The sequence below is a fragment of the Pseudomonas sp. JV449 genome, from assembly GCF_032424295.1.
Taxonomy (GTDB): Bacteria; Pseudomonadota; Gammaproteobacteria; order Pseudomonadales; family Pseudomonadaceae; genus Aquipseudomonas; species Aquipseudomonas marginalis.
The window spans coordinates 202035-227345 of record NZ_VYKD01000003.1 but is presented as its reverse complement, the minus strand read 5'-3'; the positions used below and the strand labels follow the sequence as shown (position 1 = coordinate 227345).

18 protein-coding genes are annotated in these 25311 nt (G+C 61.0%); 7 read left to right on the top strand and 11 right to left on the bottom strand.

Annotated elements, in window-relative coordinates; all coding sequences use genetic code 11:
* Positions 1-17 precede the first annotated feature (17 nt).
* The 3 genes from hutU to hutC form a co-directional block, all read right to left on the bottom strand.
* On the bottom strand, positions 18-1688 hold the full coding sequence (hutU, locus tag F6S08_RS02460) for a urocanate hydratase (RefSeq protein WP_027605056.1): 1671 nt from the start codon (positions 1686-1688) through the stop codon (positions 18-20).
* 406 nt (positions 1689-2094) lie between these two features.
* The gene (locus tag F6S08_RS02455; protein ID WP_315871238.1) at positions 2095-2655 is read right to left on the bottom strand and encodes a HutD family protein; all 561 of its coding nucleotides are present in this window, start codon (positions 2653-2655) and stop codon (positions 2095-2097) included.
* Positions 2652-3362: a histidine utilization repressor gene (gene hutC / locus F6S08_RS02450; protein ID WP_223841674.1), complete on the bottom strand. Its 711-nt coding sequence runs from the start codon at positions 3360-3362 to the stop codon at positions 2652-2654. The genes F6S08_RS02455 and hutC overlap by 4 nt, the downstream gene beginning before the upstream one ends.
* A 147-nt stretch (positions 3363-3509) precedes the next feature.
* Between hutC and F6S08_RS02445 the strand changes: the two genes are divergently transcribed.
* The gene (locus F6S08_RS02445; RefSeq protein ID WP_315871237.1) at positions 3510-4874 is read left to right on the top strand and encodes a formimidoylglutamate deiminase; all 1365 of its coding nucleotides are present in this window, start codon (positions 3510-3512) and stop codon (positions 4872-4874) included.
* A gap of 129 nt (positions 4875-5003) precedes the next feature.
* Here F6S08_RS02445 and F6S08_RS02440 read toward each other — a convergent pair whose 3' ends face one another.
* From F6S08_RS02440 to F6S08_RS02415, 6 genes are all read right to left on the bottom strand, one after another.
* Positions 5004-5573, bottom strand: coding sequence for a lipocalin family protein (locus F6S08_RS02440; protein ID WP_027605060.1), 570 nt, complete (start codon positions 5571-5573; stop codon positions 5004-5006).
* 30 nt (positions 5574-5603) lie between these two features.
* A complete protein-coding gene (locus F6S08_RS02435; RefSeq protein ID WP_027605061.1) occupies positions 5604-5858 on the bottom strand; it encodes a hypothetical protein in 255 nt (84 codons plus the stop codon).
* A 176-nt stretch (positions 5859-6034) separates the two neighbouring features.
* Entirely contained in the window at positions 6035-7045 is a 1011-nt protein-coding gene (locus F6S08_RS02430) for a class 1 fructose-bisphosphatase (protein WP_027605062.1), read from the bottom strand.
* A 110-nt stretch (positions 7046-7155) separates the two neighbouring features.
* Positions 7156-8508 carry a DUF3999 domain-containing protein gene (locus F6S08_RS02425; protein ID WP_315871312.1) on the bottom strand — a complete coding sequence of 451 codons (1353 nt, stop codon included), beginning with the start codon at positions 8506-8508 and terminating at the stop codon, positions 7156-7158.
* Positions 8508-12023, bottom strand: coding sequence for a DUF2339 domain-containing protein (locus F6S08_RS02420; RefSeq protein ID WP_315871236.1), 3516 nt, complete (start codon positions 12021-12023; stop codon positions 8508-8510). Before F6S08_RS02420 ends, F6S08_RS02425 begins: the two co-directional genes overlap by 1 nt.
* A 133-nt stretch (positions 12024-12156) precedes the next feature.
* Entirely contained in the window at positions 12157-14607 is a 2451-nt protein-coding gene (locus F6S08_RS02415; protein WP_065925746.1) for a glycogen/starch/alpha-glucan phosphorylase, read from the bottom strand.
* A gap of 238 nt (positions 14608-14845) precedes the next feature.
* Here F6S08_RS02415 and F6S08_RS02410 point away from each other — a divergent pair, with 238 nt between their 5' ends.
* Positions 14846-15280: a YkgJ family cysteine cluster protein gene (locus F6S08_RS02410; protein WP_024072902.1), complete on the top strand. Its 435-nt coding sequence runs from the start codon at positions 14846-14848 to the stop codon at positions 15278-15280.
* A gap of 247 nt (positions 15281-15527) precedes the next feature.
* On the opposite strand, the gene typA is transcribed toward F6S08_RS02410, so the two are convergent.
* Complete coding sequence (typA, locus tag F6S08_RS02405) at positions 15528-17348, bottom strand: translational GTPase TypA (protein ID WP_032890153.1); 1821 nt, start codon at positions 17346-17348, stop codon at positions 15528-15530.
* 139 nt (positions 17349-17487) lie between these two features.
* Positions 17488-18942, bottom strand: a complete 1455-nt coding sequence (thiI, locus tag F6S08_RS02400) for a tRNA uracil 4-sulfurtransferase ThiI (protein ID WP_065925747.1) — start codon at positions 18940-18942, stop codon at positions 17488-17490.
* A 334-nt stretch (positions 18943-19276) separates the two neighbouring features.
* On the opposite strand from thiI, the gene glnA reads away from it, so the two are divergent.
* The 5 genes from glnA (at position 19277) to ntrC (ending at position 24837) form a co-directional block, all read left to right on the top strand.
* A complete protein-coding gene (glnA, locus tag F6S08_RS02395) occupies positions 19277-20683 on the top strand; it encodes a glutamate--ammonia ligase (RefSeq protein ID WP_024072899.1) in 1407 nt (468 codons plus the stop codon).
* 275 nt (positions 20684-20958) lie between these two features.
* Positions 20959-21498 carry a chorismate mutase gene (locus F6S08_RS02390; protein WP_315871235.1) on the top strand — a complete coding sequence of 180 codons (540 nt, stop codon included), beginning with the start codon at positions 20959-20961 and terminating at the stop codon, positions 21496-21498.
* 98 nt (positions 21499-21596) lie between these two features.
* Entirely contained in the window at positions 21597-22022 is a 426-nt protein-coding gene (locus F6S08_RS02385; protein WP_065925749.1) for a cupin domain-containing protein, read from the top strand.
* A gap of 296 nt (positions 22023-22318) precedes the next feature.
* On the top strand, positions 22319-23404 hold the full coding sequence (gene glnL / locus F6S08_RS02380) for a nitrogen regulation protein NR(II) (protein ID WP_024072896.1): 1086 nt from the start codon (positions 22319-22321) through the stop codon (positions 23402-23404).
* Positions 23401-24837 (top strand): nitrogen regulation protein NR(I), encoded by a 1437-nt coding sequence (gene ntrC, locus F6S08_RS02375; RefSeq protein WP_027605069.1) that lies wholly within the window; start codon positions 23401-23403, stop codon positions 24835-24837. Before glnL ends, ntrC begins: the two co-directional genes overlap by 4 nt.
* Positions 24838-25311: the final 474 nt, after the last annotated feature.

Genomic DNA, 25311 nt, shown 5'->3' with positions numbered 1-25311 from the left:
GCCCCCTCCCACATTGGTTACTTGATCATTGGAAGATTGAGGCCCTGCTCTTTGGCGCAGTCGATGGCGATCTGGTAACCGGCGTCCGCATGACGCATCACACCGGTGGCCGGGTCGTTGTGCAGCACGCGGGCGATGCGCTCGGCCGCTTCGTCGGTCCCGTCACAGACGATCACCATGCCGGAGTGCTGGGAGAAGCCCATGCCCACGCCGCCACCGTGGTGCAGCGAAACCCAGGTCGCGCCGCTGGCGGTGTTGAGCAAGGCGTTGAGCAGCGGCCAGTCGGACACGGCGTCGGAACCGTCCTGCATGGATTCGGTTTCGCGGTTGGGGCTGGCGACCGAACCGGAGTCCAAGTGGTCACGACCGATCACCACCGGTGCCGACAGCTCGCCGCTACGCACCATCTCGTTGAACGCCAGGCCGAGCTTGGCGCGTTGGCCCAGGCCAACCCAGCAGATACGCGCTGGCAGGCCCTGGAAGCTGATGCGCTCGCGCGCCATGTCCAACCAGTTGTGCAGGTGCGCGTCATCGGGGATCAGCTCTTTGACCTTGGCGTCGGTCTTGTAGATGTCCTGCGGGTCGCCCGACAGCGCAGCCCAGCGGAACGGGCCGATGCCACGGCAGAACAGCGGACGGATGTACGCCGGTACGAAGCCTGGGAAGTCGAAGGCATTTTCCACGCCCTCTTCCTGGGCCATCTGGCGGATGTTGTTGCCGTAGTCGAAGGTCGGGATGCCTTGCTTCTGGAAGTCCAGCATGGCTTTGACGTGCACTGCCATCGACTGCTTGGCGGCCTTGATCACGGCAGCCGGTTCGGTCTTGGCGCGGGCGCGGTATTCGTCCCAGGTCCAGCCGGCCGGCAGGTAACCGTTGAGCGGGTCGTGGGCGCTGGTCTGGTCGGTAACCATGTCCGGGCGCACGCCACGCTTGACCAGTTCCGGCAGGATTTCAGCGGCGTTACCCAGCAACGCGATGGAGATGGCCTTGCCTTCCTTTGTGTACTTGGCGATGCGGGCCAGGGCGTCATCGAGGTCGGTGGCCTGCTCGTCGACATAGCGGCTATTGAGGCGGAAATCGATGCTGACCTGCTGGCATTCAATGTTCAGCGAGCACGCGCCAGCGAGGGTTGCGGCCAGAGGCTGGGCACCGCCCATGCCGCCGAGGCCGGCGGTGAGGACCCAACGACCCTTCAAGTTGCTGTCGTAATGCTGGCGACCGGCTTCGACGAAGGTTTCGTAGGTGCCCTGGACGATGCCCTGGCTGCCTATGTAGATCCAGCTGCCGGCGGTCATCTGGCCGTACATGGCCAGGCCCTTGGCATCCAGTTCATTGAAGTGCTCCCAGCTGGCCCAGTGCGGTACCAGGTTGGAGTTGGCGATCAGCACACGCGGGGCATTGCTGTGGGTCTTGAACACGCCGACCGGCTTGCCGGATTGCACCAGCAGGGTTTCGTCGTCATTCAGGTGGGTGAGGCTCTCGACGATCTGGTCGTAGCACTCCCAGTTGCGCGCTGCACGGCCAATACCGCCGTACACCACCAGTTCCTTGGGGTTCTCGGCCACTTGCGGATCGAGGTTGTTCATGAGCATGCGCAGCGGTGCTTCAGTCAGCCAGCTTTTGGCGGTGAGCTTGTTACCGCGGGCGGCGCGGATTTCGACGTCACGGTATTTTGTAGGCTTGGTCACAACAAGAACTCCTCGGCGATCGATGCGCGAACATGGATGGTGCGAAGGAGAGTCTTACGCACACATCTTTACTTGTACATACAAGCATATGCAATCAAGCGGCCAACTTTCCGAGAGAGGTGTTAGGATTTTTCCGAAAAGCGTGTGCGAGCCTTGTAAATTAAGGCTTCGAGGCGTGATGAAATTTCTTGCGAAGGGGTTTTATAGCGAGGGAGGTGTGTCACGACAGCGCGGTTTTGCGCCGAGCTGGGGCGTTCGGTAACAAATTGGTGCAGGGACTGGAAACAGATTCTATAAGCGACACAAAAACAAATGTGGGAGGGGGCTTGCTCCCGATTGCGGTGTGTCAGCCCAGGATATACCCACTGATCCACCGCTATCGGGAGCAAGCCCCCTCCCACATTTTTTAACCCCGCGGGGTCAGTTCGATGATGCAGCAGCGACCCGTGACGGAAATATCCAGCAGACCGCTGTTACCGTCCACTTGCAGGCAATCGTGATGGCCCAGTACCTCGTCCAGCACCTTCACTTCATCCGCCACACTGAACACCAGCACCGTCTGCGCCGTGCTGAAAAACCGTTGCACACCATCCACCCACTGCAACCGCGCATGGTAACGCTGGGGCGAGTAGATCAGGTTGAAGTCGCGGATCGGCCCGGTAATCAAGCGGCATGAAACCTGGCTGTCGCCTTTGAAGGCGAACGGTTGCAGCGGTAACAACCCGCGCTGCTCCTCGCCATCCACGGTCAGCACCATGCCTGCGCCTTTGATCACGGTGATCACGCGCTGGTAGCCGGCGAAGGTGGAAAACCCACCCGACTCGCCGATATCGGCAATCGACAGGCGCCAGCCGAAGCCTTCCAGGCCCTCGCCGGCATCGCGGGTGATTTCTTCGGTGCTGCCGCCGCCGTTTTTCCACGGCATGCGCACGTAATCGGCGGCGCGCCAGACTTTCACTGCACTCATTTACTGAACCGTCCTTCCAGGCTGTGACGGGAACCGGGGTGGATCAAACGTGCGGCAGTCACCGGCTGACGGCCGGACCAGGTACGCCGGCGAATCAACAGGCACGGCTCGCTCGGCTCGATCTGCAGCAACTTGCACTCGGCAACGTCGGCGAGAATCGCTTCGACCACATGCTCGCCTTCGGTCAACGGCGCCACCTGGTTGAGATAGGCATAGGGGGTTTGCAGGGTGAAGTCCTGTTGCAGGTACTCCGGCGCGACCAGGGCGTTGACGAAACGGTCCTCGATTTGCACGGGAATATCGTTTTCGTAATGCACGATCAACGAGTGGAACACCCGCCCGCCTTCGCGCATTTCCAGGGCGACGGCGCGCTCGGAACCGGCAGCCTCTTCGCCCAGGGTGATGACCTGGCAGGTATGCCGATGACCGCGGGAGGCGATCTCATCGGCAATGTTGTGCACTTCGAACAGCGCCGACTGGCTCTTGGGCTCGGCGACGAACGTACCGACACCTTGCATGCGCACCAGCAAACCTTCGGCGGTAAGCTCGCGCAGGGCACGGTTGATGGTCATGCGGCTGAAGCCCAACTGGCTGACCAGTTCGCTCTCCGACGGTACGCGGTAATGGGGCGGCCAGTTGCCGTTGAGGATCTGCTGGCTGATCATCTGTTTGACGCGGGCATACAAGGGCGCCGGACTTTCGTCCATGTGGGCAGCCAGTGAAGACTTGGCGGGCGGAGTCGGCACAGGGAATCCTTGCAAGGGGAAAAGATGCATAGATTGCCGGAGTTTACCGAGCAGGCAAACGTCTGTATATGTATATACAAATAAACACACGACCGGGGTGCTCTAATCATGTCCGCTTTCTTTGCCGAACGCGCGCTGCTGCCTAGTGGATGGGCCAACGATGTACGTCTTGAAGTCAGCGCCGATGGCCTGCTGACACAGGTTGAGGCCAACGCCAGCGCAGACGGTGCCGAACGGCTCAGGGGCCCGGTATTGGCGGGCATGCCGAACCTGCACTCCCACGCCTTTCAGCGCGCCATGGCCGGGTTGGCCGAAGTGGCCGGCAACCCGAATGACAGTTTCTGGACCTGGCGCGACCTAATGTACCGCATGGTCGGCAAGATCAGCCCGGAGCAACTGCAGGTGATTGCCCGCCAGCTGTACATGGAGATGCTCAAGGCCGGCTACACCTCGGTGGCCGAATTCCACTACGTGCATCATGACGTCAGCGGTCAGCCGTACGCCGACCGCACGGAACTGTCGCGGCAGATCAGCCAAGCCGCAGCGAGCAGCGGTATCGGGCTGACGCTGGTACCGGTGCTCTATACCCACTCCGGGTTCGGCGGCCAGGCGCCCAATGAGGGCCAGCGACGGTTTATCAACAGCACCGAAAACTACCTGGACCTGCAGGCGCGCCTCAAACCGATCCTCGCGGCGCAACCGGCGCAGCAACTGGGGCTGTGCTTCCACTCGCTGCGCGCGGTTACGCCACAGCAGATCAATGAGGTATTGGCTGCCAGCGACAAGACGTGCCCGGTGCATATCCATATCGCCGAACAGCAAAAGGAAGTCGACGACTGCCTGGCCTGGAGCGGCAAACGCCCGTTGCAATGGCTGTACGACAACGCCGAGGTCGATGAGCGCTGGTGCCTGGTCCACGCCACCCATGCCAACCCGGAAGAAGTGACACGCATGGCCACGAGCCGCGCGATTGCCGGCTTGTGCCTGACCACCGAAGCCAACCTGGGCGACGGGATTTTCCCGGCCGTGGATTTCCTCGCCCAGGGCGGACGCCTGGGAATCGGTTCCGACAGCCATGTATCACTGAGCGTGGTGGAAGAACTGCGCTGGCTGGAATACGGCCAACGCCTGCGCGATCAACGGCGCAATCGCTTGTATCGCAGCGACCAGCCGATGGTCGGCCGTACGTTGTTCGATGCGGCGCTGGACGGCGGCGCACAAGCGCTGGGGCAGCCGATAGGTCGACTGGAAGTGGGCAAGCGTGCGGATTGGATCGTGCTGGACGGTAACGACCCTTACCTGGCGACAGCGACACAAGACGGCATCCTCAATCGCTGGCTGTTTGCCGGCGGTGATCGGCAGGTGCGCGATGTGCTGGTGAACGGCAAGTGGGTGGTGCGCGATGGGCGGCATGCCGGCGAGGAAGAAAGCAACCGGGCGTTCACTGAAGTCTTGAGAGATTTGCTGAGCTGACAGGCAACACATAACAAATATGGGAGGGGGCTTGCTCCCGATTGCGGTGTGTCAGCTAGAAATAATCTGCTGATACACCGCAATCGGGAGCAAGCCCCCTCCCACAATTGGATCTGTAGTGATCCTGGGTTATTGCGAAGTCTTGGCCATCTGCTTATCCGACGTGCGCCAGATCAACCGCGTGGTGTCATACCCTTGCTGCCGCGCCCTGCTCAACAGGTCTTCACGGGTGTCCGCACTGACCGTCGGCGTGCGCGACAGGATCCACATATAGCGCCGGCTCGGGCTGCCGACAATGGCGGTCTTGTAGTCATCGCTGACGTACAGCACCCAGTAATCGCCCTTGGCGACGCCTGGCAGCAGTGACGTAAACCAGTTGTTGAATTCCACCCAGAGCTTGTCGGTCTTGCCAGGCACCTGCGGCGTGGCCGTGCCCTTGGCTTCTTCCCACTTCCACTCGGTGGTGAGGCAGCGGTTGAATACCGACATATCGCCATCAGGCAGCAATGTGTAGCGGGCTTCGGACTGCGCGCAGTTGCGCTGGAAGTACATCGGCAATCGAGCCAACTCATACCAGGTGCCCTGGTAACGCTTGAGGTTGACGTTGCTCGCTGTCTTGGGTTGCAGATCATCGCCAGAATGGCTGGCGCAGCCCGCCAAAAACAGGCTGGCGCAAAGGAACAAAACAAAACGCATCATTCTTCTTCTCCCGCAGGCTTTCGCCCCGGTTTACTTCAGGCCTTGCCCGGAAAACATCAGAACTTTGTCACCGGCATATTGAACGCTGATAAAGCTGTTTTTATCGCCCCATGTGCAGCTGGACATGCCCAGTGCGCCGGAACAATCGGTCGGCTTGCCCAGCAGCGACTCCACCTCGGCCTTAGGCATGCCGGCCGACAACTTTGCGTAGTTTTCTTGATTGACCTTGCTGCAAGCGGCCAACAGCACGCAAAAGGCCAGCAAAGCGAGACGGCGTAACGACATGGAATAACTCCTGGAGGGACGAAGCAGCTTGGGTATCTGCCAGAAGCTTAGAAGGGAAAAGAGGTGTCTGGTTCCCGACGAACGAAAACAAAAAAGCCCCGAAAACGCTGAAACGTTTCGGGGCTTCTTTAAGGGTGAACCGGCTCACAACAACGCCGTTCACTTATCGCCGCAGCTTACTTCTTGTGGTAGGCGGTCACACGCTCAACTTCTTCCTTGGAACCCAGGAACACCGCCACACGCTGGTGCAAGCCGTCGGGCTGGATATCGAGGATGCGCTGGTGGCCGTCGGTGGACGCACCGCCCGCCTGTTCTACCAGGAAGGACATCGGGTTGGCTTCGTACATCAGGCGCAGTTTGCCCGGTTTGGACGGCTCGCGGCTGTCGCGTGGGTACATGAACAGGCCGCCACGGGTCAGGATACGGTGTACGTCGGCTACCATCGCCGCGACCCAACGCATGTTGAAGTTCTTCTTCAACGGGCCTTCTTCGCCTTCCATCAACTCGTTCACATAGCGCTTGACCGGCTCTTCCCAGTGGCGCTGGTTGGACATGTTGATCGCGAATTCCTGGGTGGAAGCCGGAATGGTGATGTCTTCATGGGTGAGGACGAAGCTGCCCATTTCACGGTCCAGGGTGAAGCCTTTGACTCCATCGCCCAGGGTCAGCACCAGCATGGTCTGTGGGCCGTAGATCGCGTAGCCGGCAGCGACCTGCTCAGTGCCCGGCTGCAGGAAGGCCTTTTCGTTCAGGGCTTCGTTCTGGCTCAGGTATTCGTTCGGGCAACGCAGTACCGAGAAGATGGTGCCGACCGGGGCGTTGATGTCGATGTTGGACGAACCGTCCAGTGGGTCGAACACCAGCAGGTAGGCGCCCTTCGGGTATTTGCCCGGGATCTGGTAGGCATTGTCCATTTCTTCGGACGCCATGCCGGCCAGGTGACCGCCCCATTCGTTGGCTTCGAGCAGGATTTCGTTGGAAATCACGTCGAGCTTCTTCTGCACTTCGCCCTGCACGTTTTCAGTGCCCATGCTGCCCAGGACACCACCCAATGCGCCTTTGGACACGGCGTGGCTGATTTCCTTGCAAGCACGCGCCACCACTTCGATAAGGAAGCGCAGATCGGCAGGCGTGTTGTTGCTGCGGGTCTGCTCAATCAAATAGCGACTCAAGGTAACGCGGGACATGGAAGGCTCCGATGAAGGGGGGGGCTAAAAACCCGCGCAGTTTAACGCGAGTCTGGGGTGTATTTCCTCCTATCAGAGGATTTAAACCCAATAGAGTTCATGGACTTTATTTAACGTGCCTCCGGCGGCTTGCGCAGCAAACTGTAGGCCATGCCTCCCAGCGCCGCCACGCCGAGCAGTAATACGGCCCAGAGTCCGAGTTTTTTCCAGTTCGGCCCGCTGTCGACAGCCGCCGGGACCGCTGGCGAAGTGACCGCGACGGCCCCGGCCACCTTGGCCTGTCCCAAGGTGTTGAGGCGCTCGGCGGTGTAATCCGGGATCAGCGTCGACAACGGCAGGTTCGCCGCCTTCACCGAAGCATTCCCCAGCGCCAGCGTGAACGGCGGCTCGCCCCGCGCCAGGAACACCAACTGCGTGGCGCGCACCGCGAAGCGCAGGGACGGCGCTTCGACGCCCAGGCCGCCGCCGCGCTCGTCGACCTGCAACTTGAGTTCGGTGACCGTCTGGCCGGGCAGTTGCAACTCGTCCTGCACCACGTCCTGGCCATTCTGGGTCAGGCGGTAGAGCAGACCATTGCTCAGCGGCTGCCAGGCTTGATTGCCATCGCGTCGCCCCGCCAAGGTCACCGGCGCCAGCGTATTGGCCTGCTTCAGCTCGACACGCAAGCGCTCGACACCCAGCCCGGTGGGCAACTTCCAAGTGTACTCACCCGCCTTGAGCCGCGTGCCCGAGAGCGGCTGCGACCATACCAGCGGCAGCGGCAGGCTGCTGCTGGTGGCACTGGCCAACCTGGCCGAGGTCAGCAATGGTGCCGCCTGCCCCTTCCACACCAGACGCAGGTAACGCGCGGACTGGCCCGGCAAACTGACGTCATGCTGCTCGACCCGCTCGTCGGCAAACGACAAACGCGCCACTTGCCCATCCCCCCAGGATTGCCAGTGCTGCAAATCATCACTGGCTTCAATGCTGAAGCGCTGGAAGCCGTCCTGCTCGCGGCTCCAGTCCAGGCTCAACTGCTGCAACGGCGCCTTGATTTTACTGGCATCGAGCACCCAGCCGCGCAGCACCTGCTTGCCGGGCTTGGGTGCGGTGGACGGTTTGATTTCCACCAGGGTGCCTTCGGCCGTGGTTTTCATCACCACACCGGGCAAGGTTGCCTGGGTGTCGGCGGCATACAGCGGGAACCACTTCACGTCGGTGACTTCACGACTTTCGGTGCGTTGCGACGCTTGACGCGCCAGCGCGTAGGCCTGGGGTTCACCGGCGGCGTTGAACACGCGCACATCGCTGAGGTCAGCCTGGCGCGCATTCAGTTGCACGGCCAAGGGCAACTCAAGGCGATACCAGGGGCCGTTGCCGCTGACGCTCAGCGGCACCTGGCTGCTGAAGTCGGCCGGCGTTTCCTGCGCCCACGCCGACAACGCCGTACACATGCCCAGCACGACCACGCTCAACTTACCGATCAAGAGGATGCTCCTTCAGTGTCCAACACAGGTTCGGCACGCTTGGGCGGCAGCGGCGCAAAGTAGCCCACCACCAGCAACAACCCGCCCACGCCGATAAACGACACGATCCGCGCCAGGCCGCCACGGTTGCTCAGCTCGACAAAGAACAGCTTGGCCACCACCACCGCGATCAGCGCCGCGCCGATCAGCCACACTTCGCGACGATGGCGCAGGTGACCGCCGATCATCAGGCCGAGGGCGATCAGGGTCCAGACAATCGACAGGCCGGCTTGCACCAACATCGATTCCAGCAACCCATCCAGATGGAACGGCACGCCGCCCCAGTGGTGTGCGGTGCGCATCACCAGGGCCGTAAAGAACGCGAACAGCGAAATACCGGCAATGCCTTGGGCGATCAATTCAGCACGCGGCCCGCGTTGCGGCGCCACGCTGCGCGACCACAGGTACACGCCCAGCAGCGCAAACAGCAAGCCGAGGTCCAGCGGGTTGAGCAACGGCACATAGGGCAGCGGCCTGGCCGTGCCGTCGCTGAAGGTATTCGCCAGCCAGAACCAGCCCAGCATCAGCACCGCCAATGGGAGTGCCGCCAGCACTCGATATTCCCGTGGATACGCCGACACCGGCCACGGCCAGCGACGCGGTGCAGCAGCCAGCACCAGGTACAGACTTGGCAGGATTGCCCAGCCCAGCCAGCGCCAGGCGTTGTATTCGCTCGACAGCAACAACAGGCCGTAGCGCAGCTCCAGCGCCAATACGCCGATCAGCATCCAGCAACCCAACACGTGAGCAACGCTCAGGACGGTGGCCGGCACCAGCGTCGCCAAACGCCGCAGCGCGATGAAATGCACCCCGAACACCGCCAGCCAGGCCAGCCAGCCGTAGTGCGCTGCCGGGTGGTAATAATTATGCGCAGACACCAGCAATACCATCCCCGCCGCCGGCATCAACAGGGTGCAGAGCATGCCCAGGGACGCCCAGCGCAGGCGCGTCGCGAGCAACGCCCAGATCGCCACGCTGACCGCCGCACTACCCAGCAGGAGCGCACCCCGCAGCTCATCGGGTATAAACCGCAGCACTTCAGCGATCAGCGCCAACGCCCACCACGCCGCGCCCCACACCAGCAGCAGGTCCGACAGGCGTTGCAGCTTGAGTACGGCAAACACCGGCGCATGGGGTTCACGCTGCAGGCGCCAGGCACCGATCAAGGCGGCCAGGCCCAACACCATCGGTGTCCAGAACCCGCTATGCCCCAGGGGACGCAGGCCCTCGCTGGCCAAAGGCCCGAGCAGCTCCGGCACCGCCAGCAGGAACGACGCGCCGCCGATCACTTGCAGCAGTAACCCGAACACGAAACTGACGCGCTGTTGCAGGTACAGGCTCAACCAGATGATCAACAACCCACTGGCCGCCCACACACCGCTGGCGCTTTCCCATGGCAGTACAAACAGCACGGCAAGGTTGATCAGCACCAACCCGGCCAGCAGCACCACGGACAGCCCGCGCAACAGCCGTACATCGCTGCGCACCATGTCATCGCGCGCCGCCAGCAGCATGCCGCCGATCAACGCCAGGCCGATCAACGACGCGCTGAGCAGGCCGCTCCAGCCGGCGTTGAATACCGCTGCCGAGTCGCCGCCTTGCAAGCGCAGCAGGAACAACGCCCCGCCCAGCAGTTGCACGGCAAACGCCGTGAACAGGAAGGTGCGCGAGCCAATCCGCAAGCCGATGAACAGGGTCGCCAGGCCGGCGAGCGCCCAACTGATGGCAGTGCCTTGAGTCAGCAACAACAGCGGCGCGAGCAGGTACACAAAGGCCAGGCCGAGGCTGGCCAGAACCGGCAGGCCCTTGCGCTCCCACTCCGCCGCCTGCTCCGTCGCGGCCCTGCGCAGTTGGTCGAAGCTGAACAGCAACGCCGCGCCCAGCAGCAACGCCCCCAGGGGCGCCCCCTCCAGCAGCGTGTGTTCGCCGATGCGCAGCTCACTGAGAAACGCCAGCGCCGAGCCCAATTGCAGCAACAGGCCAAATGCCCGCGCCAACGGCCGCTGCTGGCGCAAGCCGAGCCAGAAGATCCCGGCACCTTCCACCGCCCAGGCGGCTGCGGTCCATCGGGCATCGAGGCCCAGGGGAATCGCCAGGCTGGCAAAGATCACCCCCAGGGCCAGGCAGGTTTCCGCCAGCAGCAAGGCGCGCCCGCCATTGAGCACGCGGGCCAGGCCCATGTAGAGGATGCCCAGGCCCAGCGCGCTGAATGCTGCGGCGAACTCAAGGTGCTGCACCAGCGCGAACTGCAGGCCAAACCCCACCAGCGGCGGGCCGAACAGCATGCTGCCATCAACGTAATCGCCCTTGGCCGCCGACCAGCGCAACAACGCATCGCGACCTTCGGGGGCGTCGCCCATCTCCCGCAATTTGCGCCGGGCGAACAACAGGCCGATAGCCAGGTACATCAGGAAAAACAGGATCAGGAACGGCTCGGTACTCCACAGCAACTCAGGCGTATAGGAACGCATGCCCCAGGCAAAGCCGATACCGAAGGTGCCGACAAAGCCGATCAGGTTGAGCAGGCGCCAGGCCTTGAACCAGGCGATGGCGAGGATACCGGCATTGAGCAGGGCAAAATAACTGAACAGCGCGACATGATTACCGGCGCCGGTGGACGTGAGGATCGGCGCCGCGAAGCCGCCGAGCGCTGCCGCACAGGCCAGTCCCAGCGCATCCTGGGTAATCGCCAGGATCGCCGAGAACACCGTGACCGCCACCAGCAGGCCCAGCGCCGCGCTCGGGTCGATCAACGGGTGCAGGCGCATCGCGGCAAACACCGTCAGGTACAGCACCGCGATCCCGGTGCCTTGCAGCATCAAGCCGTAGTTGCTGTTGCGCAGCCGCAGCCACCAGCCCAGGCCCAGCAGGCCAAGGGCCGCCGCCGCAACGCCGGCGTAACGCAGTTCGATCGGCACCACCACACCTTCGGTGGCGTAGCGCAGCAGGAACGCCAGGCCGAGGAACAACAGCACCACGCCGACACGCAGCACGGTGTTGCCACCAAACAGCCAATTGCGTGCACCGCTGATGGCGCGTTCGATCAGGTTGGGGCCACGTGGAGCGGCAGGTTCTTGAGGCGGGCGTGGCGTCGGGGCAGGCGTCCAGACGTCATCCGGCAAGGGCTGGCTCGGTTCGGCGACCATGGCGACAGGCGTCAATTCAGCCGGCAGCTCCCACACCAGTTCAGGCGCCTTGGCGACAGGTGCCGCCTCAGGGACAGGCGGCTCGACGATGACAGTGCGTGTCGGCGTGGGTACTTCCAGTTGCCGCAGGCGCTCACCCAGGGCGATCAACGCCTTCTGCGTGGCTTCCAACTGAACAGCCTGTTGCTGCGCCTGGGCCGCCAGCTTCGACAGGCGAATCGCCTGGCCAATGCCCAACCCCAACAGCGCACCAATGCCCGCATCATAGAACGACTCATCGAGCGTCCAGCCGAGCACCAGGCCAATCAGCATGAAAATCCATTGCATGGTCGATATTCCCTAAACAAACCGTGCTGTAGGAGCGAGCTTGCTCGCGAAGAACGCAAAGATACCGCGTTAAATCAGAAAGCACGCGTTATCGTTGGCGTTTTTCGCGAGCAAGCTCGCTCCTACAGTAGATCTAGTCGAGGGCTTTCCAGATTTCCGTAGCGTACTCGCGGATCGTCCGGTCCGACGAGAACCAGCCCATCCGTGCGGTATTGAGCACCGCCGAACGCCACCACGCCTTGGAATCATGCCAATGCGCTTCGACCCGCGCCTGGGCGTCCCAGTAGGAATCGAAGTCGGCGCAGACCAGGAAGCGGTCGTAGTCGATCAACCCGTCGATCAAGCCCACATAGCGGCCCGGATCGTCCGGCGAGAACACCCCGCCCCGAATCGCTTGCAGCACATCGTTCAGACGATGGGACGCCGCAATATCGGGCCCGGCGTTGAATTCCCCGGCGTGTTTACGTGCCTCGACCTGCTGTGCGCTGAGACCGAAGATAAACATGTGATCGGCGCCCACGCGCTCGTGCATCTCCACGTTGGCGCCGTCCATGGTGCCGATGGTCAGCGCGCCGTTGAGGCCGAACTTCATGTTGCTGGTGCCCGAGGCTTCAAAGCCGGCGGTGGAGATCTGCTCCGACAAGTCCGCCGCCGGGATGATGCTTTCCGCCAGGCTGACGTTGTAGTTGGGCAGGAACACCACCTTGAGCAGCCCACGTACGGTCGGGTCGTTGTTGACGGTGCGCGCGATGTCGTTGGTCAGCTTGATGATCAACTTGGCCTGGTGATAGCTGGCCGCCGCCTTGCCCGCGAAGATCTTCACCCGTGGCACCCAGTCGGTGCCCGGCTCGGCACGGATCGCCTGGTACAGCGCCACGGTGTGCAGCAGGTTCAGCAGTTGGCGCTTGTATTCGTGGATACGCTTGACCTGCACGTCGAACATCGCCGCCGGGTTCACCGAAATGCCCAGGCGCTCATGGATGATCTCGGCCAGCGCACGCTTGCTGTGCAGGCGCTGGTCGGCAAAGGCTTTGCGGAAGGTCTGTTTCTCGGCGAAGGTTTCCAGCTCGCCCAGGCGGGTTTCGATGTTGTCGAGAATGTCCGGGCCCAAGGCTTCCACCAGCATATCGGTGAGCTTGGGGTTGGCCTGGTACAGCCAGCGGCGGAAGGTAATGCCGTTGGTCTTGTTGTTGATGCGCTCCGGGTAGAGCTTGTGCAGTTCGGAGAACACCGTGCTGCGCATCAGTTGGGTGTGCAGGCCGGACACGCCGTTGACGCTGTGGGAGCCGAGGAACGCCAGATTGCCCATGCGCACACGGCGGCCGTTGTCTTCTTCGATCAGGGACACAGCGCGCAGCACGTCGAAGTCATGGATGCCCTTGGCGCGCAGCGCATCGATGTGCTGGGCGTTGATCAGGTAGATGATCTGCATGTGCCGGGGCAGCATGCGCTCCATCAGGCCGACCGGCCAGGTTTCCAGGGCTTCGGGCAACAGGGTGTGGTTGGTGTACGACAGGGTTTCGACGGTCACATCCCACGCGGCTTCCCACGGAATGTCGTGCAGGTCGACCAACTGGCGCATCAACTCAGCCACGGCGATCGAGGGGTGGGTGTCGTTGAGTTGGATCGCCGCGTGTTCGCCCAGGCTCAGGACCGAGCCGTGCATGTTTTTGTGGCGGCGCAACAGGTCTTGCAAGGAGGCGGCGACGAAGAAGTATTCCTGGCGCAGGCGCAGTTCCTGCCCCGCTTCGGTGCTGTCCGCCGGGTAAAGCACTCGGGAGATGCTCTCGGCGCGGGCCACTTCGGCGACGGCGCCCAGGTGGTCACCGGCGTTGAAGCGCTCCAGGTGCAGGTCTTCCACCGCACGGGCACGCCACAGGCGCAAGGTATTCACGCTGGCGCCGCGCCAGCCGACCACCGGGGTGTCGTAGGCAACGGCACGCACGGTTTCGTTGGGCGTCCACACCTGGATCAGCTTGCCGGAGGCATCCGGCAGGGTCTCGACGCTGCCGCCAAAGCCAATCGGGTAAATCACCTCGGCCCGCTCGAATTCCCACGGGTTGCCGAAATCCAGCCAGCGTTCGGTCTGTTCCTGCTGCCAGCCATCGACAATCGCCTGGCGGAACAAGCCGTGCTCATAACGAATGCCATAACCATGGCCGGCGATGCCCAAGGTCGACATGCTTTCCATAAAGCACGCGGCCAGACGGCCGAGGCCGCCGTTGCCAAGCGCCGCGTCGGGCTCCAGCAGGCGAATGCGTTCGAGGTCCACACCCAGCTCGGACAAGGCTTCGCGAGCGATCTCCAGCACGCCGAGGTTGCTCAGGCTGTCGTAGAGCAGGCGGCCGATAAGGAATTCCAGGGAGAGGTAATAAACCCGCTTCTGGCCTTTGCGGTAGATACGCCGCGTGTGATCCATCCAGTGGTCGACCATCTGGTCGCGGGCGGCCAGGGCAATGGCTTCGAACCAGTCATGGTCGAAGGCATGGTCCGGGTCTTTGCCCACCGCGTAGGTGAGTTTGGTCAAGACAGCATCGCGGAATGCGGCTACCTCTGCTTCTCGTGCAAGCGGTTCCTGAGACATCGGTGTGACCTCGGGCGAGATTGAAAGAGTTGCTAGAGCCTAGTCGGTCTGACAGACGGTAGACGCTCTGGTTCGGCAGTTTTTTAACTCATTCACCTTTACAGGCATTTGATGCAGGGGTCGTGCCCGATCGGCCCATGTCCAGCCTTTGAGCTGAAATACGCAAAATATTGTTCAAAAAACCACCAATCCCGGTATGATCGCGCGCCCGGATACAGCCCCACCTTTTGGAACCCCGATGAAGCCTCAACTGATCGCCGCCGCGGAACTCGACCGTCTCGAGACTTGGCAGAAATATTCCGCCCATATGTGCGGCGGCTGCGTGTCCAGCTGCTGCACGCTGCCGGTTGAGGTGAAGATCAAGGACCTGATCCGCATTGGCATCGTCGATGAATTCGAGCGCGGCGACCCGCCGAAGAACATCGCCAAGCGGTTGCAGAAGGAAGGCATCGTCGAGCGCTACAACAACAAATCCGAGATTTTTACCCTGCAGCGCATGAGCAACAACGACTGCCTGTACCTGGATCGTAAGACGCGCTTCTGCACTATTTATGACAAGCGCCCGGATACTTGCCGCAACCACCCGAAGATCGGGCCGCGCCCGGGGTATTGCGCGTACAAGCCGAAGGAAGTGGTGCGCGAGACCAAGTTCAAGACCCTCGACAAGTTCTGATCACAACCTTGTAGTTAGCGGGCTTGTTGTGGTGAGCGGGCTTGCCCCGCGCTGGGCTGCGAAGCGGCCCTAACCCGGTCTCTGCATTTTTCCAGATAAAACTCAGGTTCCTGGATTTGGGGTGGCTTCGCCACCCAGCGCGGGGCAAGCCCGCTCACTACAAGAGCCCGCACAACACAAATTGCAGGCATAAAAAAACGCCCCCGGCCTTTCGACCGGGGGCGTTTTTCATTCAGCCTGAGTTAACTCAGTTCTTGGCTTTCTTGGCAGCGCGGGTACGCTCGCCTTCGTCCAGGATCTTCTTACGCAGGCGGATCGACTTAGGCGTGACTTCGCACAGCTCGTCGTCCTGGATGAATTCCAGGGCCTGTTCCAGGGTGAAGCGAACAGGTGGGACCAGGGCGATGGTTTCGTCTTTGCCCGAAGCACGCATGTTGTCGAGCTTCTTGCCTTTGGTTGGGTTGACGCCCATGTCGTTGTCACGGCTGTTCAGACCAACGATCTGACCGTTGTAGATCTCTTGACCGTGCTCAACGAACAGCTTGCCACGCGCCTGGAGGGTTTCCAGGGAGTAGGTCAGGGCCTTGCCGGTTTCTACCGATACCAGAACACCGTTCTGACGGCCGGACATGTCGCCGGACTTCATGGTGTCGTAGCGATCGAAGATCGAGGTCAGGATGCCAGCACCGTTGGTCAGGGTCAGGAACTGGTTACGGAAACCGATCAGACCACGAGCAGGAATGTTGTATTCCAGACGCACACGGCCTTTGCCATCCGGCACCATGTTGGTCAGGTCGCCTTTACGCAGACCCATCTCTTCCATGACCTTGCCCTGGGATTCTTCCGGGGTGTCGATGGTGACGTTTTCGAACGGTTCCTGCTTCACGCCGTCAACCTGACGGATGATCACTTCTGGACGACCAACGCCCATTTCGAAGCCTTCGCGACGCATGGTTTCGATCAGTACCGAGAGGTGCAGCTCACCACGGCCGGAAACCTTGAACTTGTCAGCCGAGTCGCCTTCTTCAACGCGCAGTGCAACGTTGTACAGCAGCTCTTTGTCCAGACGTTCCTTGATGTTACGGGAAGTCACGAACTTGCCTTCTTTACCGCAGAAAGGCGAGTCGTTTACCTGGAAGGTCATGGAAACGGTTGGCTCGTCGACGGTCAGAGGCTTCATCGCCTCAACGTTGTCCGGCTGGCACAGGGTGTCGGAGATGAACAGGGAGTCCATGCCGCTCACGCAGACGATGTCGCCAGCGAAAGCTTCTTCAACGTCGATACGGTGCAGACCGTGGTGACCCATCAGCTTCAGGATACGACCGTTACGCTTCTTGCCGTCGGCGCCGATAGCAACAACCGGGGTGTTCGGCTTGACGCTACCACGAGCGATACGGCCAACGCCGATAACACCCAGGAAGCTGTTGTAGTCCAGTGCCGAGATTTGCATCTGGAACGGACCATCACGGTCAACTTTAGGCGCCGGTACGTTGTCGACGATCGACTGGTACAGCGGGGTCATGTCTTCAGCCATGTCGGTGTGTTCCAGACCGGCAATGCCGTTCAGGGCCGAGGCGTAGACGACTTTGAAGTCCAGCTGTTCTTCGGTGGCACCCAGGTTGTCGAACAGGTCGAAGATCTGGTCCAGAACCCAGTCCGGACGCGCGCCTGGACGGTCAACCTTGTTGATGCACACGATCGGACGCAGGCCGGCTTCGAAAGCCTTCTTGGTCACGAAACGGGTTTGCGGCATAGGGCCGTCTTGAGCGTCAACCAGCAGCAGAACGGAGTCAACCATCGACATTACGCGTTCTACTTCGCCGCCGAAGTCGGCGTGGCCCGGGGTATCCACGATGTTGATGTGGTAGCCGTTCCAGTTGATAGCGGTGTTTTTTGCCAGGATGGTAATACCGCGCTCTTTTTCCTGGTCGTTGGAGTCCATCACGCGCTCGTCGTTGAGCTCGTTGCGCTCCAGGGTGCCGGATTGACGCAGGAGTTTGTCTACCAGGGTGGTTTTACCATGGTCAACGTGGGCAATGATGGCGATGTTACGTAGATTTTCGATCACTTGTGTATCTCGATCAGAGGATTCGGTGTGCTGACAGGTCGTGGCAGCGATTAACAGTAGAGTCAGGCCTTGCCGTTACAGCTTGACGGCAGAGTCGGGGGGCCGGTGACGCAGGCCACAGGCAAACAGCCCCGGGCTCTTAGCTCGGTCGATAAACGCGCACATTGGCATGCCCCTCACTGAGCAAATGGTGGGCATGCAGGCGACTCATCACGCCTTTGTCGCAATACAACAGGTACTGACGGCTGTTATCCAGTTCCTTGAAACGCGCGTTCAATGCATAGAACGGCAGCGTTTGTACGTCGATGCCGGCGACTTCCAGCGGCTCATCTTCAGCGGCATCCGGGTGACGGATGTCGATGACGATTTGTCCGGCCAGGGCTTCGCTGACTTCTTCGATCTGCACATCCTGGCCCAGTTCGTCGATAACACGATCGATCGGGACCAGCTTGGCGTTCTCGAGCGCACGCTCCAGAACCGCCATATCAAACTGTTGTTCTTCGTACTCCACGCGGTTGCGCTTGGCGTGGGTCTTGGGGTTCACCGAAATGACCCCGCAATATTCAGGCATGTGCTTGGCAAAGTCGGCGGTGCCGATTTCTTCTGCCAAGTCGATGATGTCCTGCTTGTGGCTGGCGATCAGCGGACGCAGTACCAGCTTTTCAGTCACGCAATCGATCAGTGACAGGTTCGGCAGCGTCTGACTGGAAACCTGGGAAATCGCTTCACCGGTCACCAGCGCGTCGATCTGCAACTGATCGGCGATTCGGGACGCAGCGCGCAACATCATACGCTTCAAAACTACGCCCATATGACTGTTATCGACTTTACCGAGAATTTCGCCCAGCACTTCCTCGAACGGTACGCTCACAAATAGCACGCGCTGGGAGCTGCCGTACTTCTTCCAGATAAAGTGCGCAACCTCCATCACGCCCAATTCGTGTGCACGCCCGCCCAGGTTAAAGAAGCAGAAGTGGCTCATCAGGCCGCGGCGCATGATCTGGTAGGCCGCCACCGTGGAATCGAAACCGCCGGACATGAGGACCAGGGTCTGTTCCAGGGCGCCCAGCGGGTAGCCGCCGATGCTGTCGTGCTGGCTGTGAATCACAAACAACCGTTGGTCGCGAATTTCCATGCGCACTTCAATTTGCGGCGCCTTGAGGGAAATTCCGGCGGCGCCGCACTCGCGACGCAGCTTGCTGCCGACGTATTTCTCGACGTCCATGGAGCTGAACGGGTGCTTGCCGGCACGCTTGCACCGCACCGAAAAAATCTTGCCTTCAAGGCTGTCGCCGAAGTGCCGTTTGCATTTTTCGGTGATGTCGTCGAAGTCCCCCAGCGGGTACTCATCCACCTGCAGGAAATGCGCGATACCCGGCATGCAGCTCAGGCGCTCGGTCATGTCCTTCAAGGCTTTGACGTCGGTCAGGCGGGTTTCCAGCTCGAGGTTGTCCCACACACCGTTCACCACCACAGCCGGGTCCAGATCGCGGAGCACGGCACGGATGTTCTTGGCCAACTGACGGATGAAACGCATCCGTACCGGTCGGCTCTTGATGGTGATCTCGGGGAAGACTTTAACGATTAATTTCATGGAAACAGCGCGCGCAGGGCCTGCCGAAAAAGGGGGGCGCGGATTATAGCGGAAATCGCTCAAGGTTTAACCAGTTAATATGCACAACACTCGACTCGCACTAAAGAGGTGCATTTGCATCGCCTTGCGCCACATTTCGGTGCTCGTATTTCAGGCTTTTGTCGCTATGTACCCTTTATAGGGCGTTTTTGGAGCAAAAAACCCATGTTGGCGCACTGGCATGCAATTTGCTCTCTTGTGAGGCAGGTTGCCATGGCGGACTATCCGCGCCGGCATCACCCACATTCTAAGGGCTAACTCCACTACCCCAGCCCGAAGCCACCCGGAGGACACTATGTCGAAGTCGGTTCAACTCATCAAAGATCATGACGTTAAATGGATTGATCTGCGCTTCACGGACACCAAAGGCACTCAGCACCACGTGACCATGCCGGCTCGCGACGCGCTGGATGATGCTTTCTTCGAAGAAGGCAAAATGTTCGACGGCTCCTCCATCGCTGGCTGGAAAGGCATCGAAGCCTCCGACATGATCCTGATGCCGGACGACAGCACTGCCGTCCTCGACCCGTTCACCGAAGACCCAACCCTGATCATCGTCTGCGACGTGATCGAGCCTTCGACCATGCAAGGCTACGACCGCGACCCACGTGCGATCGCCAAGCGTGCCGAGGAATACCTGAAGTCCACCGGTATCGGCGACACCGTATTCGTAGGCCCGGAGCCGGAATTCTTCATCTTTGATTCGGTCAAGTTCAAGTCCGACATCTCCGGTTCGATGTTCAAGATCTTCTCCGAACAAGGTTCGTGGATGTCCGACCAGGACGTGGAAGGCGGCAACAAAGGCCACCGTCCAGGCATCAAAGGTGGCTACTTCCCGGTTCCGCCGTTCGACCACGACCACGAAATCCGTACCTCCATGTGCAACGCCATGGAAGAAATGGGCCTGGTCATCGAAGTTCACCACCACGAAGTGGCGACTGCCGGCCAGAACGAAATCGGTGTGAAGTTCAACACCCTGGTCGCCAAGGCTGACGAAGTCCAGACCCTGAAGTACTGCGTACACAACGTGGCTGATGCCTACGGCCGTACCGCTACCTTCATGCCTAAGCCACTGTACGGCGATAACGGTTCGGGTATGCACGTTCACCTGTCCATCGCCAAAGAAGGCAAGAACACCTTCGCTGGCGAAGGTTATGCCGGCCTGTCCGACACCGCCCTGTACTTCATCGGCGGCATCATCAAGCACGGTAAGGCCCTGAACGGCTTCACCAACCCGTCGACCAACTCCTACAAGCGTCTGGTCCCAGGTTTCGAAGCACCGGTCATGCTGGCCTACTCGGCTCGCAACCGTTCCGCCTCGATCCGTATTCCTTACGTATCCAGCCCGCGCGCTCGCCGTATCGAAGCTCGCTTCCCGGATCCAGCAGCCAACCCATACCTGGCCTTCGCTGCCCTGGTCATGGCCGGCCTGGACGGTATCCAGAACAAGATCCACCCTGGCGACGCCGCCGACAAAAACTTGTACGACCTGCCGCCTGAAGAGGCCAAAGAGATCCCACAAGTGTGCGGCAGCCTGAAAGAAGCCCTGGAAGAGCTGGACAAGGGCCGTGCGTTCCTGACCAAAGGCGGCGTATTCAGCGACGACTTCATCGATGCCTACATCGAGCTGAAAAGCGAAGAAGAAATCAAAGTACGCACCTTCGTACACCCACTGGAATACGAGCTGTACTACAGCTGCTGATCCGGTAGCGCTGCTTAAGGTGGCGTGATGCGAAAAGACCTCCTTCGGGAGGTCTTTTTTTGCCTGGGGATTGTCAGGTGGCTGCTCGGCGGTCGAGCATATGGCTGACCATCGAAGACGGAGGGCGGTGGATTTGGGGTTGGCTTGAGCCCTACGCGACCACTGTAGGAGCGAGCTTGCTCGCGAAAAACGCCAGGGCACCGCATTTCTTCAACATTTACGCGTTATCGTTAACGACCTTCGCGAGCAAGCTCGCTCCTACAGGGGGATTTCCTTTGAAACATCGACTTGCGTTCACTTTGTTCTTTATCAGCGCCAGTGCATTGGCTGCGCCACCTACGCTTGAGCCTTTACTCAACAGCATCGCCGAGCGCCTGGAGATCGCCGACCAGGTGGCCTTGAGCAAATGGGACAGCAAAAAACCTGTAGAGGATAAGAAGCGCGAGCAAGAGGTGATCGCCAGCGTCATTGGCCAGGCACCGGGCTACAAACTGGCACCCGCCGCCGCCGAGCAATTCTTCTCGGCCCAGATCGAGGCAAACAAGCTGGTGCAGTACACCCACCTGTCCGATTGGCAGTTCCAGGGCAAGGCACCCGACGATCCGCGCCCGGACCTGGTGAAGCAGATTCGCCCGCAGCTGGATCAATTGCAAACACGCCTGCTGCAACAACTGGCGGACTTCACCCCCCAACGTACCGACCCGCAGTGCCCTCACTGGCTGGCCGAAGCGGTGCATGAGCCGCTGAACGACCCGCTGCGGCAACTGGCGATGATCCGCGCCACGGCCGAGCTGTGTATTCGCACAGGCCAATAACGGATGACACCCACATTATTTTAGGCACCTTCCGGCATCCCTCCCCGAACAGCGATCGTAGCCTGACCGGCCACTCAGCGAACGGGATGAAACCAACCATGGAAGCCCTCAAATGCTTGATCGCAACAGCGGCCTGCTTGTCTGCCCTAGGCTGCAGCAGCCAGCCGAAAGTCGTCGTGCAAATCGAAAAGGAAATCCTGCTGCAGAGCAGCGCTTCATGGGACGGAACACCTTACAAGGCTTATCCCTCCGGCCCGCCGGAACTCACGCTGTTGCGACTCAAGATCCCCGCGAATACGCAGTTACCCTGGCACAGCCACCCCATGCCGAACGCAGCGTATATCCTCTCGGGCGAGTTGATCGTTGAAGCCCGTAAAGGTGGGCAAGCCCTCACCCTGACACAAGGGCAAACCCTGGCCGAGATGGTAGGCACAGTCCATCGCGGCAGAACCGGGAGCACACCGGTGGAACTGCTGGTCTTTTACGCCGGCAGCGCGGGCATGCCACTCTCCCAGCCACACTGATAAAGCCCCACCACTGAGATCGCTCTCGCACAGCCGCCGAGAGCCCTCTCTCATCACTTCCTGAACAAACCTCACAAAACCGCACTATATTGGTGCGACGACCTGCACCCTTCCCACTGACTCACCCCATTTTGGTTCGAAACTTCCCGGCCAAGCTGGCAGAACGCCACAGTTTCGCGCCTTAAACCCCTATTTCAGGGGATTAACGCTTCTTTTCGGAGCCTTGGTTTGGTTTTTGCATTTTCCTTGTATCAGCGCGTGCCTCAAGCCCGCGCCTTGCTCCAAAAGAGGTCCCGATGACCATCAGCGATGCACTGCACCGTTTGTTACTCGACAATCTGACTACCGCGACCATCCTGCTCAATGACGACCTGCGCCTTGAGTACATGAACCCGGCGGCGGAGATGCTCCTGGCCATCAGCGGCCAGCGCAGCCATGGGCAGTTCATCAGCGAATTGTTCACCGAGTCGGCCGAAGCCTTGAGTTCATTGCGCCAGGCGGTGGAGCAGGCACATCCGTTCACCAAGCGTGAAGCGATGCTCACGGCACTGACCGGCCAGACGCTGACCGTCGACTACGCCGTCACCCCGATCCTGAGCAACGGCGCGACCCTGCTGCTGCTCGAAGTGCACCCCCGCGACCGCCTGTTGCGCATCACCAAGGAAGAAGCCCAGCTGTCCAAGCAGGAGACCAGCAAGATGCTGGTGCGCGGCCTGGCCCATGAGATCAAGAACCCGCTGGGCGGCATTCGCGGCGCGGCGCAGTTGCTGGCCCGCGAGCTGCCGGACGAGCACCTCAAGGACTACACCAACGTCATCATCGAAGAGGCTGACCGCCTGCGTAACCTGGTGGACCGCATGCTCGGCTCCAACAAGCTGCCGTCGCTGGCGATGACCAACGTGCACGAAGTACTTGAGCGCGTCTGTCAGTTGGTAGAAGCCGAAAGCCAGGGCTGCATCACCTTGGTGCGCGACTACGACCCGAGCATTCCCGACGTGTTGATCGACCGCGAGCAGATGATCCAGGCGGTGCTCAACATCGTGCGCAACGCCATGCAGGCCATCAGCAGCCAGAACGAGCTGCGCCTTGGCCGCATCAGCCTGCGCACCCGTGCCCTGCGCCAGTTCACCATCGGCCACGTGCGCCATCGCCTGGTGACCAAGGTCGAGATCATCGACAACGGCCCAGGCATTCCTGCGGAACTTCAGGAAACCATCTTCTTTCCCATGGTCAGCGGCCGCCCGGACGGTACCGGGCTGGGCCTGGCCATTACCCAGAACATCATCAGCCAGCACCAGGGTCTGATCGAATGTGAAAGCCATCCCGGCCACACCACGTTCTCGATCTTTCTGCCTCTGGAACAAGGAGCCCCATCGACATGAGCCGTAGTGAAACTGTGTGGATCGTCGATGACGACCGTTCTATCCGCTGGGTCCTCGAGAAAGCCTTGCAACAGGAAGGCATGACCACCCAGAGCTTCGACAGCGCCGACGGGGTGATGAGCCGCCTGGCGCGCCAGCAGCCCGACGTGATCATCTCCGACATCCGCATGCCCGGCGCCAGTGGCCTGGACCTGCTGGCGCGGATTCGCGAGCAGCACCCGCGCCTGCCGGTGATCATCATGACTGCGCACTCCGACCTGGACAGCGCTGTCGCGTCCTATCAGGGCGGCGCCTTCGAGTACCTGCCCAAGCCATTTGATGTGGACGAGGCCGTGGCGCTGGTCAAGCGCGCCAACCAGCACGCCCAGGAACAGCAGAACCAGGAAGCCCCGCCGACCCTGACCCGCACCCCGGAAATCATCGGTGAAGCGCCGGCGATGCAGGAAGTGTTTCGCGCCATCGGGCGCTTGAGCCATTCCAACATCACCGTGCTGATCAACGGCGAGTCGGGTACCGGTAAAGAGTTGGTGGCCCACGCCCTGCACCGCCACAGCCCGCGGGCGGCCTCGCCGTTTATCGCGCTGAACATGGCGGCGATCCCCAAGGATCTGATGGAGTCCGAGCTGTTCGGCCATGAGAAAGGCGCGTTCACCGGCGCCGCCAACCTGCGTCGCGGCCGCTTCGAACAGGCGGACGGCGGCACGCTGTTCCTCGATGAAATCGGCGACATGCCGGCCGACACCCAGACCCGCCTGCTGCGCGTACTGGCGGACGGCGAGTTCTACCGCGTGGGCGGGCACACACCGGTCAAGGTCGATGTGCGCATCATCGCCGCGACTCACCAGAACCTGGAAACCCTGGTGCACGCCGGCAAGTTCCGTGAAGACTTGTTCCACCGTCTCAACGTGATCCGCATCCACATCCCACGTATGTCGGACCGCCGCGAAGATATCCCGACCCTCGCCCGCCACTTCCTCAGCCGCGCCGCCCAGGAGCTGGCCGTCGAGCCGAAGCTGCTGAAAAGCGAGACCGAGGAATACCTGAAGAACCTGCCATGGCCCGGCAACGTGCGCCAGCTGGAGAACACCTGCCGCTGGATCACCGTGATGGCGTCCGGCCGCGAAGTGCATATCGGCGACCTGCCGCCGGAGCTGTTGAGCCTGCCGCAGGATTCGGCACCGGTGACCAACTGGGAACAGGCGCTGCGCCAATGGGCCGACCAGGCCCTGGCACGCGGCCAGTCGAACCTGCTGGACAGCGCCGTACCGGCCTTCGAGCGGATCATGATCGAAACCGCCCTCAAGCACACCGCCGGCCGCCGTCGCGATGCCGCCGTGTTGCTGGGTTGGGGTCGCAATACCCTGACGCGCAAGATCAAGGAGCTGGGCATGAAGGTCGATGGTGGTGATGACGATGAGGGCGACGACGCCTGATCTCCAATCTACCGAGGTCTAATGTGGGAGGGGGCTTGCTCCCGATAGCGGTGGATCAGTCAGATAGATATCGACTGACACTCCGCCATCGGGAGCAAGCCCCCTCTCACATTTGGACCTCCACACGGACTCAGAACCGTGCACCGCTTCAATGCACCCTGTTCTAGCATCGCGCACACGTTCCAAGCCCGAGGCAAGCCTCTTGTTAAAAAAATGCTGAACCCCGAAAACACCAAAGCCCCGTATTCCGGGGCTTTGCGCTTTCTGGAGAAATTTTTTGGCACAACTCAGCCACTCTGGCACGCGCCCTGCAATAACCCCAGTACAACCCAGTTTCGGGGACCTTGGTACAGGCAGGCCGAGAATCCCCTCTTTACACCCGGGGTGCTTGATGCGAACCGCGTCGCGCTCCACACCGCTTTCGGGAACCTCGGTACAGGCAGGCCGGGGATTCCCTCTTTAACACCGAAGCCT

Bases quoted from the DNA above. Each gene is read 5' to 3' on its own strand.
- F6S08_RS02455 (WP_315871238.1), bottom strand. From the start codon at position 2,655: ATGAGTGCAGTGAAAGTCTGGCGCGCCGCCGATTACGTGCGCATGCCG.
- hutC (WP_223841674.1), bottom strand. From the start codon at position 3,362: ATGGACGAAAGTCCGGCGCCCTTGTATGCCCGCGTCAAACAGATGATC.
- F6S08_RS02445 (WP_315871237.1), top strand. From the start codon at position 3,510: ATGTCCGCTTTCTTTGCCGAACGCGCGCTGCTGCCTAGTGGATGGGCC.
- F6S08_RS02440 (WP_027605060.1), bottom strand. From the start codon at position 5,573: ATGATGCGTTTTGTTTTGTTCCTTTGCGCCAGCCTGTTTTTGGCGGGC.
- F6S08_RS02435 (WP_027605061.1), bottom strand. From the start codon at position 5,858: ATGTCGTTACGCCGTCTCGCTTTGCTGGCCTTTTGCGTGCTGTTGGCC.
- F6S08_RS02430 (WP_027605062.1), bottom strand. From the start codon at position 7,045: ATGTCCCGCGTTACCTTGAGTCGCTATTTGATTGAGCAGACCCGCAGC.
- F6S08_RS02420 (WP_315871236.1), bottom strand. From the start codon at position 12,023: ATGCAATGGATTTTCATGCTGATTGGCCTGGTGCTCGGCTGGACGCTC.
- F6S08_RS02415 (WP_065925746.1), bottom strand. From the start codon at position 14,607: ATGTCTCAGGAACCGCTTGCACGAGAAGCAGAGGTAGCCGCATTCCGC.
- F6S08_RS02410 (WP_024072902.1), top strand. From the start codon at position 14,846: ATGAAGCCTCAACTGATCGCCGCCGCGGAACTCGACCGTCTCGAGACT.
- thiI (WP_065925747.1), bottom strand. From the start codon at position 18,942: ATGAAATTAATCGTTAAAGTCTTCCCCGAGATCACCATCAAGAGCCGA.
- glnA (WP_024072899.1), top strand. From the start codon at position 19,277: ATGTCGAAGTCGGTTCAACTCATCAAAGATCATGACGTTAAATGGATT.
- F6S08_RS02385 (WP_065925749.1), top strand. From the start codon at position 21,597: ATGGAAGCCCTCAAATGCTTGATCGCAACAGCGGCCTGCTTGTCTGCC.
- glnL (WP_024072896.1), top strand. From the start codon at position 22,319: ATGACCATCAGCGATGCACTGCACCGTTTGTTACTCGACAATCTGACT.
- ntrC (WP_027605069.1), top strand. From the start codon at position 23,401: ATGAGCCGTAGTGAAACTGTGTGGATCGTCGATGACGACCGTTCTATC.